This window comes from Streptomyces gelaticus (assembly GCF_014649535.1).
GTDB classification, from domain to species: domain Bacteria; phylum Actinomycetota; class Actinomycetes; order Streptomycetales; family Streptomycetaceae; genus Streptomyces; species Streptomyces gelaticus.
In genome coordinates, this window is record NZ_BMTF01000050.1 from 1 (window position 1) to 14372 (window position 14372).

17 protein-coding genes and 2 pseudogenes are annotated in these 14372 nt (G+C 68.7%); 6 read left to right on the forward strand and 13 right to left on the reverse strand.

Annotated elements, in window-relative coordinates; all coding sequences use genetic code 11:
* Positions 1-81: 81 nt before the first annotated feature.
* From IE107_RS33755 to IE107_RS33775, 5 genes are all read right to left on the reverse strand, one after another.
* On the reverse strand, positions 82-1143 hold the full coding sequence (locus IE107_RS33755) for an IS630 family transposase (protein WP_229867460.1): 1062 nt from the start codon (positions 1141-1143) through the stop codon (positions 82-84).
* On the reverse strand, positions 1136-1501 hold the full coding sequence (locus IE107_RS33760; protein ID WP_189548164.1) for a hypothetical protein: 366 nt from the start codon (positions 1499-1501) through the stop codon (positions 1136-1138). Before IE107_RS33760 ends, IE107_RS33755 begins: the two co-directional genes overlap by 8 nt.
* A gap of 2 nt (positions 1502-1503) precedes the next feature.
* Entirely contained in the window at positions 1504-2064 is a 561-nt protein-coding gene (locus tag IE107_RS33765; protein ID WP_189548165.1) for a hypothetical protein, read from the reverse strand.
* A 236-nt stretch (positions 2065-2300) separates the two neighbouring features.
* Complete coding sequence (locus tag IE107_RS36250; RefSeq protein WP_189548166.1) at positions 2301-2741, reverse strand: protein phosphatase 2C domain-containing protein; 441 nt, start codon at positions 2739-2741, stop codon at positions 2301-2303.
* A 76-nt stretch (positions 2742-2817) separates the two neighbouring features.
* Entirely contained in the window at positions 2818-3303 is a 486-nt protein-coding gene (locus tag IE107_RS33775) for a vWA domain-containing protein (protein ID WP_229867461.1), read from the reverse strand.
* 592 nt (positions 3304-3895) lie between these two features.
* Between IE107_RS33775 and IE107_RS35585 the strand changes: the two are divergent.
* The 3 genes and pseudogenes from IE107_RS35585 to IE107_RS35595 form a co-directional block, all read left to right on the forward strand.
* Positions 3896-5149: pseudogene (locus IE107_RS35585) on the forward strand (AfsR/SARP family transcriptional regulator); the annotation flags it as partial.
* 122 nt (positions 5150-5271) lie between these two features.
* The gene (locus IE107_RS35590) at positions 5272-6663 is read left to right on the forward strand and encodes a tetratricopeptide repeat protein (RefSeq protein ID WP_229867462.1); all 1392 of its coding nucleotides are present in this window, start codon (positions 5272-5274) and stop codon (positions 6661-6663) included.
* A gap of 26 nt (positions 6664-6689) precedes the next feature.
* Positions 6690-6851 (forward strand): hypothetical protein, encoded by a 162-nt coding sequence (locus IE107_RS35595; RefSeq protein WP_229867463.1) that lies wholly within the window; start codon positions 6690-6692, stop codon positions 6849-6851.
* A 287-nt stretch (positions 6852-7138) separates the two neighbouring features.
* Here the strand turns inward: IE107_RS35595 and IE107_RS33785 are convergent, their stop codons facing one another.
* From IE107_RS33785 to IE107_RS35605, 7 genes and pseudogenes are all read right to left on the reverse strand, one after another.
* On the reverse strand, positions 7139-7432 hold the full coding sequence (locus IE107_RS33785; RefSeq protein WP_189548167.1) for a DUF6207 family protein: 294 nt from the start codon (positions 7430-7432) through the stop codon (positions 7139-7141).
* An 89-nt stretch (positions 7433-7521) separates the two neighbouring features.
* Positions 7522-7953, reverse strand: coding sequence for a hypothetical protein (locus IE107_RS33790; protein ID WP_189548168.1), 432 nt, complete (start codon positions 7951-7953; stop codon positions 7522-7524).
* A gap of 435 nt (positions 7954-8388) precedes the next feature.
* Positions 8389-8871, reverse strand: coding sequence for a nucleoside deaminase (locus IE107_RS33795; protein ID WP_189548169.1), 483 nt, complete (start codon positions 8869-8871; stop codon positions 8389-8391).
* Between the two features lie 162 nt (positions 8872-9033).
* Positions 9034-9276 (reverse strand): annotated as a pseudogene (locus tag IE107_RS35600) (serine/threonine-protein kinase); the annotation flags it as partial.
* A gap of 446 nt (positions 9277-9722) precedes the next feature.
* A complete protein-coding gene (locus IE107_RS33800) occupies positions 9723-10073 on the reverse strand; it encodes a hypothetical protein (protein WP_189548170.1) in 351 nt (116 codons plus the stop codon).
* 222 nt (positions 10074-10295) lie between these two features.
* The gene (locus tag IE107_RS33805; RefSeq protein WP_189548171.1) at positions 10296-10649 is read right to left on the reverse strand and encodes a peptidoglycan-binding domain-containing protein; all 354 of its coding nucleotides are present in this window, start codon (positions 10647-10649) and stop codon (positions 10296-10298) included.
* A 315-nt stretch (positions 10650-10964) separates the two neighbouring features.
* Positions 10965-11183, reverse strand: a complete 219-nt coding sequence (locus IE107_RS35605) for a hypothetical protein (protein WP_229867464.1) — start codon at positions 11181-11183, stop codon at positions 10965-10967.
* Positions 11184-11321: 138 nt separating this feature from the next.
* Between IE107_RS35605 and IE107_RS35610 the strand changes: the two genes are divergently transcribed.
* Both IE107_RS35610 and IE107_RS33815 read left to right on the forward strand, forming a co-directional pair.
* Complete coding sequence (locus IE107_RS35610; protein ID WP_229867465.1) at positions 11322-11474, forward strand: hypothetical protein; 153 nt, start codon at positions 11322-11324, stop codon at positions 11472-11474.
* Between the two features lie 358 nt (positions 11475-11832).
* Positions 11833-12243 carry a hypothetical protein gene (locus IE107_RS33815; protein WP_229867466.1) on the forward strand — a complete coding sequence of 137 codons (411 nt, stop codon included), beginning with the start codon at positions 11833-11835 and terminating at the stop codon, positions 12241-12243.
* Between the two features lie 459 nt (positions 12244-12702).
* On the opposite strand, the gene IE107_RS33820 is transcribed toward IE107_RS33815, so the two are convergent.
* Positions 12703-13494, reverse strand: coding sequence for a TetR/AcrR family transcriptional regulator (locus tag IE107_RS33820; protein ID WP_189548173.1), 792 nt, complete (start codon positions 13492-13494; stop codon positions 12703-12705).
* 89 nt (positions 13495-13583) lie between these two features.
* Between IE107_RS33820 and IE107_RS33825 the strand changes: the two genes are divergently transcribed.
* Positions 13584-14300 carry an NAD(P)-dependent oxidoreductase gene (locus IE107_RS33825; protein ID WP_189548174.1) on the forward strand — a complete coding sequence of 239 codons (717 nt, stop codon included), beginning with the start codon at positions 13584-13586 and terminating at the stop codon, positions 14298-14300.
* Positions 14301-14372: the final 72 nt, after the last annotated feature.

The following is a 14372-nucleotide window of genomic DNA, read 5'->3' on the forward strand; positions in this document are numbered from 1 at the left end:
ATCTCCCACAGTCCATCCGGAACAACCAACTCCACGTATCCCGCCCCATGAACAGCCCAACGAGCGATCACCACATATTGATCAGAAACTCAAAGGGTTCTCGTCCAGGACGTAGCGGACGTGCGGGCCGCCGAAGTAGCCGCGGACGATGTGTGGTTGACGCTGGCGTCTATGGAAGAACCTGCTGGTTTCGGCGGCGAGTTCGGTCTGGTTCCTGGCCCGGTGGGTGTGGGGCAGGCTGCGTTTGAGGTCGGCGTTGACCAGCTCGTCGGGGTTCAGCTCGGGTGAGTACGAAGGCAGGAAGTGCAGCTCGATCTGGTCCTTGTGGCCGGCGAGCCAGGCCCGGACGGTCTTCGAGCGGTGGGCCGAATGCCGGTCGACGATCAGGTGGATCTTCCGGTCGAAGTGCCCGACGAGCCGGGCGAGGAAGCGGCACATGACCTTCGCGTCGAACGACTCGGTGAAGACCATGAAGTGCATCCGGCCGCGGGTGCTGATCGCGGACATTGCGTTCACGGAGAACCGGTTCCCAGTCCGGCGGACGACGGGAGTCGTGCCCTTGGCGCCCCAGGTGCGGCCGGTGATCTGGTCCGAGCGGATCCCGGCCTGGTCGCCGAAGAGAACCTCGGCGTTCTCCGCCTTCGCCCTGGCCCGGATCGCCGGCCAGGTCTCCTCGTGCCAGAGGCGGACCGCTTCCGGATCCTGCTCGACCGCCCGCTTGTCCGGACGCTGGAAGGTCAGTCCCCAACGCTTGAGGTACTTGCCCACCCCGGGCCCGGTGAAGCGGACCCGGTACAGCTTGAAGATCAGCTCGCCTATCTGCCCCCGTGTCCACAGTTGACCCGAAAGCCCCAGGTCGCAGGGGATGTGATCGAGGACAGCCTGCCGCACGGCGGCCTGCTCGGCCTCCGACAGGACCTGATGCTCACCCACGCGACGACCCCGCGCGCGGGAGAGCAGTGCGCCCCGCCCGCCGGCCTGCCACTTCGCCCACCAGTTGTCCACGGCCCTGACCGACACCTTGAACAGGGCGGCAACCTCTACCCGGTCCCGGCCCTCCACCAACGCGGACACTGCCAGCAACCGCACGGCCTCCTGCGCGTCCGGCGACCAGACCCGCGCATCCCCCACCAGATCACTCACACACCGTCAACGAGCCTGAACCCAAAGCGTTCCGGATCAATAGGGTGAAGGTGATGCCTCTGTCGGTCGCGTCCTTGAGCTGGTCCGCGTAGTCGACGAGGGTGTCGAACATCTTGTCGGCGGCGTCGGCGATGATCGGGGTCAGGTCCATTCCTTCGGCGTCGCCGGACGCCAGTGGACCGGTGGTGATTGTGCGGGGAGCTGTCGGCGCCTGTCCGTTCTCGATCTGGTCCTTCATGTCGGAGATGCCATCGAGGGCGTCGTAGGCTTCGAGTCTCAGCACCCGGTGCGGCTTGTCCTTTGTCACCAGCAGGCGGCCGGCGGAGGTGTCGATGCCGAGCGCGGGCGTCCCGTTCACGCTCAGTGGCTTCTGCCTGGATGCCTTGGCTTGTTTGCCGGTGGCGGTGACTTCTCCAGGTCGTTCAGGGCTTTGTCCAGCACGGCCGCCAGTTTCGGCGGGGCCATGGTGCGGGCCAGTGCCTCGTCCATGAGTTTGGAGCCGTCGTCCAGCCCCACGATCCACTCGCTGGGCGGGGCCTTCTTGCCCGCTTCCACGTTCTTCCTGGGGGCGGGGTCGACCTGCCATCGTGTGAATGTCTTGCCGCCGATGCGGAGGACGTCCCGGCCGTGGTCGTTTCGCCCGGAGGAGGTGGTGCCGAACTGGCTGCCGCTGGCGGTGACGCTGATCTCGTTCTGGGTGATGCCGAGGGTCGAGGTGTCCTTGTAGTGCAGGCCGGGCGCGTTGGCCAGACCGTCTACGGCTTCGCGGAATGGCTTGAGGTTTTGCTGAGCCGTTTGCGCCTTGTCGGAGTCGGAGGACGTCAGCGACAGGACTCCTGCCACCAGCACCACGATGACGAGGCCGACCGCGCCGATCAGTAACGCCCGTTGGCCTCCAGTCAGAGTCTGGATCCGGGTCATCCATGGCCTGCCTGTCGGTCGGCCGGCGGGCACCGGAGGCTGGGTGGGGGCCGCGGGCGCGGTCGCCCCGTCCAGGCTGGTTGTGGGCGGCGGTGAGGCATCCGGAAGCGGCGGCGGGTCAGCGAGGGGCGGTGGTGTGTCGGATATCGAGAGAGCTCTCGGTGCCGGTGGCATGCTCGTCCCGTCCGCCGAGGGGCCAGTCAGGAAAGGCTGTTCGCCGTTCGGGTTCGGTTCGGTCATGACTCCCTCTCATATCCATCCGTGACGCGCCCTTGCGAAAGCTGGAGACGTACGGCTGTGGCAGCGTGCGGGGCAGGTCCCCTTGTGTGGCCGTCGAGCGGTTCCTCGCCCGGCGAAAGCAGGTGCAGCATGCGTTCCGGCGAGGCTTGGCAGGCTTCCGCGGCCCCGGGCTCCGAACGTGCGGCACGGGATAGGCCGTCGGTGATCGCGAACACTATGCAGCCGGTGGCCTCGTGAACCGCACGTGCCGCGTCCTGGCGGGGCTGGCGGGGCTGGCGGTAGTAACGGTGCTTGGCACCGCGCACCGTCGCGTAGCGCGGGCAGGGTGTCGGCGTCGACCAGCCGTCGCACTCGGTGTCGGGGAAGCCGTAGGTGTACTGGCCCGGTGGCCGGGCCTCGGACTCGGGCCCGGCGTCCCCACGGTGACCTGCTGCCACGGCACGGCCCAGGCGGCGGAGGACGGGGTGGTCAGGGCGGGCACCGGCGGCTGGTGGCGGTGTACGGGGGCGCTCATCATCCGGCCTCGTCGATCGCCAGGCTGAACTGGTCAGGGCGGGTCACCACGAGCTCCGGGGCGCCCGAGCCCAGCGCGTGGCCGGAGGCGACGATGCTTGCGGTGAGTGCGTGGAAGAACTCGGCGACCGCTTGCCCGATGTCGGTTGCGGGTTTGGCCACGAACGCGAACTCCGGTCGTGTGGCCACTTTCACCATCGTGGATGCGAGGGCGTCGCCGATCCCGCAGGCCACGATGTCGGGGGCGGTCGGTGTCCTTGCCCGGTCGGTGAGCCGGCCGTGCGGCTGCTGCCAGGCTTCCTTGTCGGTCGGCTGCCCGTCGCTGAGGAAGAACACCACCGGCCGGTGGACCTTGTAGCCCGCACCACGCAGCCGCCGGACGTCTGCCGGGATCCGGGTCAGCAGGTCTTCGAATGCCGCCTCGTAGCTGGTCAGGCCCCGGATCTTGATCTTGGGCAGGCTGGTCTCGTGGCGCATGTCGGTCATCGCCAGGCGTACCTGCACGTCGTCGGAGAAGCCCAGTACCGTCAGCCGCAGTTTGGCCGCGACCGTGGGCTCGGCCCGCAGTCCCTCGCACAGCGAGTCCAGGCCGCTGGAGAGATCTCCCTCGGGGGGCCATCGAGCCGGATTCGTCGGCCAGCACGTAGGCCGGCAGCAGTACCCCCTTGGTTTCCGCCACGTTGACTTGTTCCTCGCTTCCGTTCCGCACGTCGCGCCGTCGTGGCCTGCATTCGGCCAACCTGCCGCTGACGGCTTGGACTTGCCTCTTTCACGCACCGACCGCGGGTACCGCAGCGCTACCCTCGTGAGATACGGGGATCTTGCGGGCACCTGGGGCCGGGACCGTGCGACGCGGGCGGGCCGAGCGGAACGGGTTCCCGCACAGCCCCGGGTCCACGCGAGCGTCCCCCTGATTCCGGACAAGGACGGAAGGTCCCCTCATGGTCTTCCGTCCCCGCCCGGAACAGCCGAGGGACGCCGTGCCGAACTCCTTTGCACGTAGGCGACTTCGCCTCGTGCCCCGCGCGGTCTCGCCAACCATGACCGCAGGCGTTTCAGCGCGGATGAAATTTTGATGATGTGCGAGGTGGCAGTGAGGGGAAGCCAGAGGACCGCGACGGGCGGCGGGGCGTCGGAGCGGCTTCGGATCGAGGTACTCGGCCCGGTCTGCGTACGCCGCGGCACGACATCGCTGGACGTTGGTCCCGTGCGAAGGCAGGCCGTGCTGGTGGCGCTGGTCCTGCGCCGGAGCGGGCCGGTCAGCTACAAGCAACTGCTCGACGACGTATGGCGCACGCACCCGCCGGAATCGGGCCACCGGGTACTTCCCAGCTACGTCTTCGCGCTGCGCAAAGCGCTCGACCCGCAAGGAACCGGGCCAGGGACCTCGGTGATCGCGGTGGTGGCGGCGGATACCGCTTCGTTCTCGACAACCTCGAACTGGACACCGCGGAAGTCGAGGCACACACCCGGGCGGCGCGGCGGGCCAAGGACGCGGGCGACCTGGCCACCGCCACCGACAGGTTCACCGCCGCACTCGCCCTGTTCAAGAGGAGAGCCTCTGGCCGGGCTGCCCGGCCCGTTCGCCCAGGGCGAGCGGCAACTGCTGACGGAGCGCCGCGGCGCGCTCCAGGCGGGAAGGCTGGAGTGCCTGGTCGGACTCGGGCGCTCCGGTGAAACCCTTGACGAGCTGGCCGCGCTCACGGCGGCCGACCCGCTCAACGAACCGCTGCTGGGCTTGCGCATGTGTGCCCTGTACGCGGTCGAGCGGCAAGGCGATGCGCTGAAGGCCTTCGCCGCCATGCGCGTACGGCTCGCCGACGAACTGGGCGTCGACCCCGGCAAGCAGCTCCAGCGCGTCCACGAGGCAGTTCTGCGACGCGACGACGCGTTCCTCCTCGGCGCCGCGCCGGCCCGCCCGGCTCGCACCCGGCATCCGGTGAATGACCTTCCCGGCACCGTCGGGCACATCGACGGGCGCGCACACGAACTGAACCTGCTGACCGCACCGGTCCCGGACGACACGGTGTCCCTCACGACCGTCGACGGCACCGCGGGCGTCGGCAAGACCACACTCGTTCTCCACGCCGCCCGCCGGCTGCGCACCGAGTACCCGGACGGATGTCTCTACGCGGACCTGCGGGCACACAGCAAGGAACAGCAGAGCCTCACACCGCAACGGGTCCTGCGCAGACTTCTCCGGTCCCTGGGCGAGCCCAACAGCGAGGCGCTGAGCGACGTCGACGAGCTCACCGCGGCGTGGCGCACCGTCACAAGCTCGCTGCGGCTCCTGCTGGTACTGGACGATGCCGCGAGCGCACGGCAGGCCGCGCCGCTCCTTCCGGCCGGGCCGGGCAGCCGCGTGCTGGTCACCAGCCGCCGCCGACTGGTCGAACTCGACGCCGGTCTCAGGATCACCCTGGAGCCTCTGGCAGCCGGCGGCGCGTCATCACTGTGCGGCGCCTGGTCGGAGAAGAACGCGCGGACAGCGAGCCGCAGGCCATGGGCGAACTGGTCCGGCTCTGCGACGGTCTGCCACTGGCGCTGCAGATCGTCGGGGCACGGCTGCAGACCCGGCCCACGTGGACACCCGCGTTCCTGGTGGAACGGATGGCCGGCGGCGAAGACCGGCTCGCTGAACTCAGTGCCGGGAACCGCAGCGTCGAAGCAGCCTTCCGCCTCTCCTACGACCAGCTCCCCCAACGGCTTCAGCGCGGATTCCGGGTCCTGGGACTCGTCCCGACGGCCGAGGTCGACAAACTGGTGTCGGCGGCCATGCTGGACTGCCTGCCGGCCGAAGCGGAGAACGTGCTGGAGGGCCTTGTCGACGTCAGTCTCCTCCAGCAGCCCGGACCGGGCCGCTACCGCTTCCACGACCTGGTCCGGGCACACGCACGCGTCCTCGCCCAGGCCACGCCCGAGGAACACGCCCCGGCACGTACTGCCCTGCTCCGCCTCTACCTGGACGCGGGCCGCCTCGCCAGCGACTGGGGCCCCGGCGGATTCCCCACAGGGCCGCAGCCCACCAGCACACTGTTCTCGGACTGGCAACACGCGGAGCGGTGGCTGGATACGGCAGGTACCGGACTGCCCGACGTCGTCGCACACGCCGCCGCGCTGGGCGAAGCCGATCACGCCTGCTGGATCGCCGAGGCACTGACCGACTACTTCCTGCGCCGAGGCCACTATCACGAGCTCCGAACCACCCTTGAAACGGCGCTCGCCTGCGCCGGCGAAGCGACCGACCTGCGGATGGCTCCCGCGCTGCGAAGCAGTATGGGAATGGCCGATGTCTACCAGGGCCGGTTCACAGAAGCGCACACATGGTTCACCACGGCCCTGGACATCAGCCGCCAGAACGGTGAAACACGCGAAGAGGCCCGCGCTCTGGCCGGGTTGGGAGCCGTCGCCCACAGCCTGGGCCGAGGAGAGGACGCCATCCCTCAACTGACCACGGCCCTGAAACTGTCCGAGAGGGTGGGCGACAGCTGGCTCACCGGCATGTCGCTCAGCCTGCTCGGCTCGGTCCACCACCACCACGGACGCATCGAAGCCGCACTGGACTGCTTCGGCCTCACCTACACCACGCCGAGACCAGCGGCAGGCCCAACCTGCTCAGCCAGGCCCTCTTCTGCATCGGGGACGCCCACCTCAGCCAAGGCCGCCACCGCGAGGCGTACAACATGTTCCGCCGCGCCCTCGACCTCGTCGCGCAGAGCGCGCCTAACTTCCAGCAGGCATTGCTGCTGGCCCGGCTCGGCACCGCCCAGGAGACCACCGACCTGGACAAAGCCTTGTCCCTCCACCACGAAGCACTCGCTCTGCACGAACAGCTCGACCCTCTGAAGGAACCGCAATACGACCGACTTGAGATGGACATCCGCTGCCGGCTCGGTCAGACATACGCCACCGCAGGCCGCCTCCACGAGGGACGCGAACAGTACCTGGCCGTGCTCGCCACCCCCGGCGCCGAAGCACACATCTTCGAATACGCACGAGCAGAAGCAGGCCTGGCAACCTGCCAGGCCACCTGACCCCGGCAACCTGCAGAAAGGACGGAAGGATCGGGGTGGGCGCACACCGCCGTAAGAAGGCGGGTATGGAAGGCAGAATGGCTCGCTCTGGTGGGCGCGGTGCGGACCGGACGGCCGGCCGTCCGGGCGACGCGCAGGGTCATGTGCGTGAGCCGCGCTGGCAGGAGGACGACTTCTCCGAGCTCGCCCGGAGTCTCGCTCTGTTCGTCCAGACCGAGCCGACCAGGCCGCTGAAGATTTCTTACCGACGGGTGGAAGCTGGACCTTCTGGGCTGTCCGCTGGCCGACTAGGTGGGACTCGGATTGCTGATGCACACACGGGTGTTCACGTACGTCCGCACTCGCGCCCCCGGTTCACCCGGCACCCGCCACGGTGCGGACGGGCCCGATGTCGCCCACCGCTCACCCAGCTCCGCGACTGCGGCCAGAACGGTCTCCTCGTCGCCGGATCGGGTGGCCAAGACGTCGGCGACCAGGTGAAGGACGTCGACGAGCAGATCCTGCACCTCGGCCCGCGCCTCGGCAGAGGGCAGACCGGCCATGACCTCCTCGGCCAGCCACTCCAGCCGCACATCCCCCATCCCACGCTCCCTTGTCGATCGGCCAGGACGGCACGCTACGGCGGACGGCCGGGCTCCTGCCACGGCCTATGGACAACTCTGCGGCGCGCTCATCGGGCCAGCTGCAACCGCCGCCTCAGCGTCTTGTCTTCACCGTCATGACATCCAGTCAAAGGCCACGCCCGACGAATAAACGAGAGCTTCGGCTGTGGAAGGCCGGCCGGGCGCTGACCCTCACCTTCGCCGCCGCGGTCCTGGCCGCGGGCGGCATCTTCTACGGGCTGGTGGTGCTGCTCGACTTCAAGGAGATCGACACCGCCGCCAAGCTCGACGCCAAGACGCTCTTCGACCTGATGAAACTCTCCTTCGGGGTGGTCGCCGGAGCCGGCGCACTCGTCGCCCTGGTCGTCGCCTACCGTCGGCAGCGCGTCGACGAGGCCGGGGCCCACCGGGAATCGACCAGGCTGCACACGGAGCGTTTCTCCCAGGCCGTCGACAAACTCGGGTCCGAGTCGCCCGCGGTCCGGCTCGGCGGGGTTCATGCTCTGGCCGGCCTCGCCGACGACGCTCCCACGCAGGACCTGCGTCAGACATGCATCGACGTCCTGTGTGCCTACCTCCGGCTCCCTTTCGCCCCGACCCGGGTGAGGATCCAGCTCATCAGGAGGCGCACCACCGCTTCCTCGCCCTTCGTACGGTTCGGCACACGATCCTGCGTCTCATCGGCGACCACTACCGACGCCCCCAGGGAACTCAGCGCTCCTGGCAGGGCTGCGATCTCGACCTCACCGGCGTCGTCGTCGACGACAGCATGGACTTCAGCGGCGCGGAGTTCTCCAGCGGCGGGGACAAACCCGAAAACACCGTCTGCACAAGCTCATCGACATCCTTCACGCGAATGTCAACGAGCCTCACGACTCTGCGTCACCACCGAATGTGAGACAGGGCCGTTGATTAGACACTCCCTGCAGCTGCTCTCAGTTCCAGAAGTCCTGGTGGGGAATGGCGGCTTCGTCCTCGATGTGTGGGCCGGAGACGTCGGTGGGGCGTCCGCCGTCGGCGAAGATGAGGCGACAGGGGTGGGCAAGGACGGGGTTGTCGGGGTTGGCTCCAGTGATCGCGTACAGGCGGGTTTCGGAGAGGGCGTAGACGACGCGGCCGATGCCCGCCCAAAAGATCGCACCGGTGCACATGGCGCAGGGTTCGCACGAGGTGTAAAGAGTGTACTCGGCAAGCTGGTCCAGCGGGATGGTCCGGGAGGCGAGGCGGACGAGGTTGGTCTCGGCGTGGTGGGTGACGTCGTTGTTGGCGGTGACGCTGTTCTCGGCTTCGAGTGCGATCGTCCCGTCGGGTGCGACGAGGATCGCGCCGAAGGGGTGGTTGCCGTTGTCGCGCGCGCTCCGGGAGACGGTGATGGCGCGCCGGAGGTAGTCGATGTCGGTGAGGGTGCTGGTACTCACGGCATTTCCTTGTCCGGTCGGTCAGAGTGACATGAGGACGGAAAGATACATCCTGTGTTGGTTGACGAGAATCTTGCCAAGGTAGAAGGGCGCTGTCCGAGGCGCAGACGGCGGGTGAGGACGAGAACGGGCTCCGTGGCCAAGATGCGTGGGAGGCCGCGTGTCGTCCTCCGGACCGGCGGCCACCACCGGTGCGGTGAACGCGCCACTGACGGCACGCGCGGCGGCCACCTCCCGCCGGAATCGATGCCGAAACTCCGCCTGCCGCGCCAGGTGCGGATGCACCACCTTCACCGCCACCGCCTTGCCACCCGGCGACCGGCCCAGAAAGGCCTCCCCCGTCCCGCCTGCCACGCAACACGAAACCCCCACGCGCACCGGGTCCCCAGCCGCCGGCGGCTCCATCACGCCCCTCTCCACCGGATCAACACGCGCCAACAACAGATCGAGACCTACTCAACCATCAAAACCCCGCCGCCCAGTGCGAAATCAGGCGCTCAACGTCGGACAGACGCTCTCCGGGAAGAGCGTCGAGCAGGCCGGCCCGGGCAGCGCGGATACCGTGCGCGGGAGCCTGGGGCCGGCGCCAAGAGTGCTGCTGTTAGTGAACGGAGCCACCCCGCGCGCACCCTCTTTCAACCCGCCCGTCCCTCACCCCTTCCGGTGGTGGCCCGGTTGCCGTGCTGGTCACGGATGGGCCAGGGCCGGTCCAACGTATGCGTCGGTGGGGCGGGGCTGCTTCAGCAGGCTCATGAGGCCGGTCTTGCGGAGTGGGACCTGATGGTCGATTCACCAGCCCGTCTCCGCCGCGAAATAGCGGGCCGCCTTGCGCAGGATCTCGCGTTCCTTCTTCAGCTCGGCGAGGGGTGAGGGCCCGTGTTCAGCAGCGGCATCCGCTCGTCGGCTCCCAACGGACGTTCCGTCCAGCCATCGGGCCATTGCCGAACCGAGCCCCAGCTCCGGTCGAAGTCGGCGAGGCCACGAGCAGCCTCGAAAGAGACACCGCCGGACAGGACCGCATCGCGGAAGAAGGCCATGTCGGTGAACGTGGCCCCTTTGAAGACGGCCTGCTCGCTTCCGAAGTCCGTGCCGATGACGCTGACACGCAGGCCGAACCAAGCGCTGGGGAAGTGCCCGTGGCCCTGCTCGAATCGAGCCTTGGCGAAGCTCGCGTGGCCGGTGAACTGAGTCCTCGTCCGCAATCACAACCAGCCTCAGCCGGGGAACACCGTCCCTGCCCATGCGGCCACCGTATGGCTGACAGCCACCAACCAACCAGTCCAGGCAGCACGGGAGGAACACCTGACGGCCTACCCCTGACGGGCCAATGCAATGAGGGCCCTCCTGCTTTCTCCGGGAGGGCCCACCCTCAGCTCTTCAGCCGGGAGCACACGATGTGCAGGCGGCGCCACGGCGAGCAGGATTCAGACTTCGCCGCCGTCTCGGAGGCACCGCCATGTAGCGGGGTCGACGATGCCGTACTCAACAACGGAGCCGCCGCAATGGTCCCACTGGAAGTTCTCGACTGCGGTAGACGTCACCGGGCCGTAACGGCCGTCGAGAGGGTCGCCGTAGTAGCCCCACCAGTCGAGCAGGCACTGGACCTCGCGGACGCGGTCGCCCGAATCGCCAGCGCCCAAGTAGACGTTCCACGCCCAGCTGTAACCCGCCGTCAGGCCCGTGTAGTTGGCGGTGGTCCGCCGCCAGACCAGGCACCGCGACTGAACGTCGATATCGGTGGACGGAGCGAGGTGCTGGGACGCGGTTGACGCGGACACGACATTCGTTGCCGGGGATGCGGCTGCCGTTGCTGGCACGAGGACGCCAGCGGTGAGGAGCACGGTTGCGGCGGCGGTCGGAGCTGTACGCGGCGACGGCGACCGGTGAAGTGCCGGCGCTTTGGGGGCTCGTGCGCGGGGCGATCTGGTCGAGCCGCTGGTGTGGCCCGTGACCGCCGGACCGCTCGACGTAGTACGGGCTGCGGATGTCCACCGACCTCTCCAGCGTCGTCGTGTGGACCATCCAGCAGTGGTGGGACTTCGCCGGGGCAGCTGCCCGGCGCGACGCCGCCGCAGGCCTGAGCCGTGGCGGGTTCAGCCCTTCGCGATGAGCCGGCTGATGTCGAACGGGATTTCCTCCGCCAGGCGGAACAGCGGCTCCAGGACGCCGTGGTACACGAGGTCAGTGTGGGGCGGGCAGTGCTCGGTCAGCAGACAGCCGGCGGCTTCGACCTTGGTGCGGGGGTGGGCCGCTTCCCCGTCCGCGGCGATCTCCAGGACGAGGTCGATCGCGTCGTCCACGCTGTCGCGCACCCGGGTCCACCGCTCGCTGTGCGCGTGCGCTCATCGAGGAGGTCGTGTTCACGCTCCGGCAGGAGGTCGGCCACCGGCACCGACAGTGCCTCGAACAGGCGGCCCAGCGCCGGCTCCTGCCACAGCTCCTCCACCGTCGTGGCCATCAGGGGCGGCTTCGCCTCCGCGACGCGCTGCAGCACGGTGACGCCCAGGACGACCGCCGCGGCCGTGTACCGCCAGGCGGTCAGCGCCGCGTGCCGCTCATACGCGGCCGCGCCGCTCGCGATCTCCTGGACGGCCTGCCTGTAGAATGGGAACGTCGTGTTCGCCTCGTGCATGTCGGCCACGTCACCGCCGCTTTGGGGCCGGTCCCAGAGAGCGCTCGCCGACTGCAACTCGTACCGCACGGTCAAGAACGCCGCGTTCAACGACCGCAGCGCCCCCAACTCGATCGTCGTCAGCAGGCCGTGCTCATCGAACCGCGCAAACCGCATCGCCGCTCCCCACCCCGGGTCCAGATCAGTCCCTGGCGCGCTACCCGGCACTGCGGCAACGGGTGACTACTGCGCGTGGATACGCGTTGCCGCCCGGGTACCAGCGGATACGGCCACTCGGCCCGCGCGTTCCCGGCACACTCAGCCCACCAGCGTGGACGAGGAGAAGAGCGATGCCCAGCACCACCCCCTACGCCACGTACGACCCCGAGAGCGACACGGTCCGGATCGGGCGGCACGACCTGGAGCGGCTGCTGCTGGAGTTCCGCTCGCTGGTGAGCCAGCAGGCACCCGGCAGCTGGGAACACATGAGTGACTACGTCCTGTCCTTCGAGCGGCTGGCCGGCGCCGTCGGCGCCGCGGCGGAGGCTCGGCAGGGCACGGCTGGGAGGGCCCTGACCTCCGGATGCGCTGCACCACCACCGAAGCCGTGTACGCCTGGCCGGATGGTGCTCCCTACGGGGGAGGTACGACGGTCACGTGGAACGTACCGGGTCACGGCTCCCCCGCCACCGGTCCCACCGAGGACCTGTCGATGTCGCTGTGCGGCTTCAACCGGGCAGAGGGGGAAGGCCGGCGCGTAAGCAGGTTGTCGGACTGCCGCGAGTGCGGGCGCGAGGTCCAGCTCGGTGCCGAACGCCCCCGCAGCACCTGGTGACTACCGCGTGGATGCACGTTGCCGTCCGGGTGACTACTGGGTGGCTGCGGCCGCGGCTACGATGCGGAACGCCCCGCCCCCTGACAGTTCGAGTGTCAGGGGGCGGGGCGTTGTCACCGGGTGGCTGTGCGAGCCAGGTGATGGTGAGGACGGACAGGCGGCGCAGGGGCCTGTTCACCCAGTAGATCAGGGACGGTCGCGTGGCGTATGTCCTCTCCCTCGGGTCGTCGGCGTTGAACTGCCGGAAACCCCAGAGGGCGGCCGCGGCGGCGTCCAGGACGTCCCACACGGTGTCCTCTGCGTGCTCGGGCAGTCCGCCGGCGGACAGCCAGCCTGCCTATGTGACAACTACCGTGCTCAGTCACAGCGGGCGTGACTGAGCGCTTCAGTCGGCGGCTGAGTGCTTGGCCTGGCGGCCCTGAGCGCTCGAGGTGGCGGGGCCGATGCCCTGGACGGCGGCGCCACGGCCCGGCCGTCTCGTTGGGACCATCTGATCTGGGTCCGCGGTCTCGTCCGGGTGGAGGGCGTCGAGGATGAGGGTGAGGCCGAAGGTGAACTCGTCGGCGTAGTCGTAGCCGGGCTTGAGGGCGTACTCGGTGGCGAGCTCGGTGAGGTGGGGATAGGCGTCGGCGGGCATCTCGCGCAGGATGGCGCCCGCGACCTCATCCAGCTGCGCCGAGTTGCTGAATGGCAGGCTCAGCTCCTGGATCACGAAGCCGTACAGGTAGCTGTCGATCAGTGAGAAGGCGTGCGCGGCCATCGGGACGGAGAATCCTCCGGCGCGCAACGCGCCGATGAGGGCGTCGTGGTGGCGCAGGGTCGCGGGGCCGGGCTGGGAGCGGGAATCCATCAGGCCGATGGCCCACGGATGGCGCCGAAGGACGGTACGGGCGGAGACCGCACGGTGGCGCAAGGCACTTTTCCAGTCCGTGTCGCGCGGCGGCAGGTCGATCTCGCCGAAAACCGCGTCCACCATGCCGTCGAGGATCTCCTCCCTGCCCGCGACGTGGTGGTAGAGCGACATTGCCTCGACGCCCAGTGGTTCGGCAATGGCTCGCATGGTGAGCGCGGCCGACCCCTTCTCGTCCGCCACCGCCACCGCCGTACGAATCACGCGTTCGCGACTGAGTGGGGTGCGCGCCGACGCCCCGCGCCGGCCCTTGCCTCGCTCGGGCATACGCCCCTCCTCTTCGTTCCTCTTGACTGCCTTACAGCATAAGGCTAGCGTACCTTACGACATAAGGTTGACGGTGAAGGGGCTGGGCCATGGGCACAAATCACGTGAAGAAGGTCTGCATCGTCGGGGCTTCGGGGAAGCTCGGGCAGTACATGGTCCGGCACGCACTGGAGCGCGGCTACGAGGTGGTCGGCGTGTGCCGGGAGCGCAGCGTACCCAAGCTGGCTTCGTTCGAAGGCCGGATGACGGTCATCCCCGGACCCACGAACGACCCGGACGTGATCCGGCAGGCGGTCACCGGTTGCGACGGGGTACTGACGGTGCTGGTGCCCTGGGGGGTCCAGCAGTACGCGTCGAGCACGGCGCAGGCGGTGCTCGACCACGCACCGCCGGGCGCGCGCCTGGTCTTCTCGTGCGGCTGGCACATCACACGCGATGGCAAGGACACGTACTCACGGACATTCCGGGCGGCCGTCCGTGTCGCCGCCCTTCTGGGCAAGCTGGTCCGCGCCGTCGAGATCGACGACCAGGTGGAGGCATGCCGCCGCGTGTTCGCCAGCGACACCCGGTGGACAGTGGTGCGCGGAAGCACCCTGGAGGAGGGTGAGAGTCAGGGCCTACCCGTATGGAGCCGGTACGTGGGCGACCCGGTACTGGCCAGCAACCTGACGCGCCGTGTGGACTTCGCGCTGTTCATGGTGGAGGCGCTCACCGACGACTCCCTGGTCCAAGAAGCCCCGGCGATCGTCGGCCGCCGCACCCCCAGTGCCCTCGCCCACGCAGGCGGCCCCGACGAGCGCGCCTAGTAGTACTTCGTTAGGTTGATTTGATCTTGGATTTTGGGTCAGACATGCTGCTCGTGTGGACTTGGGGGAGAT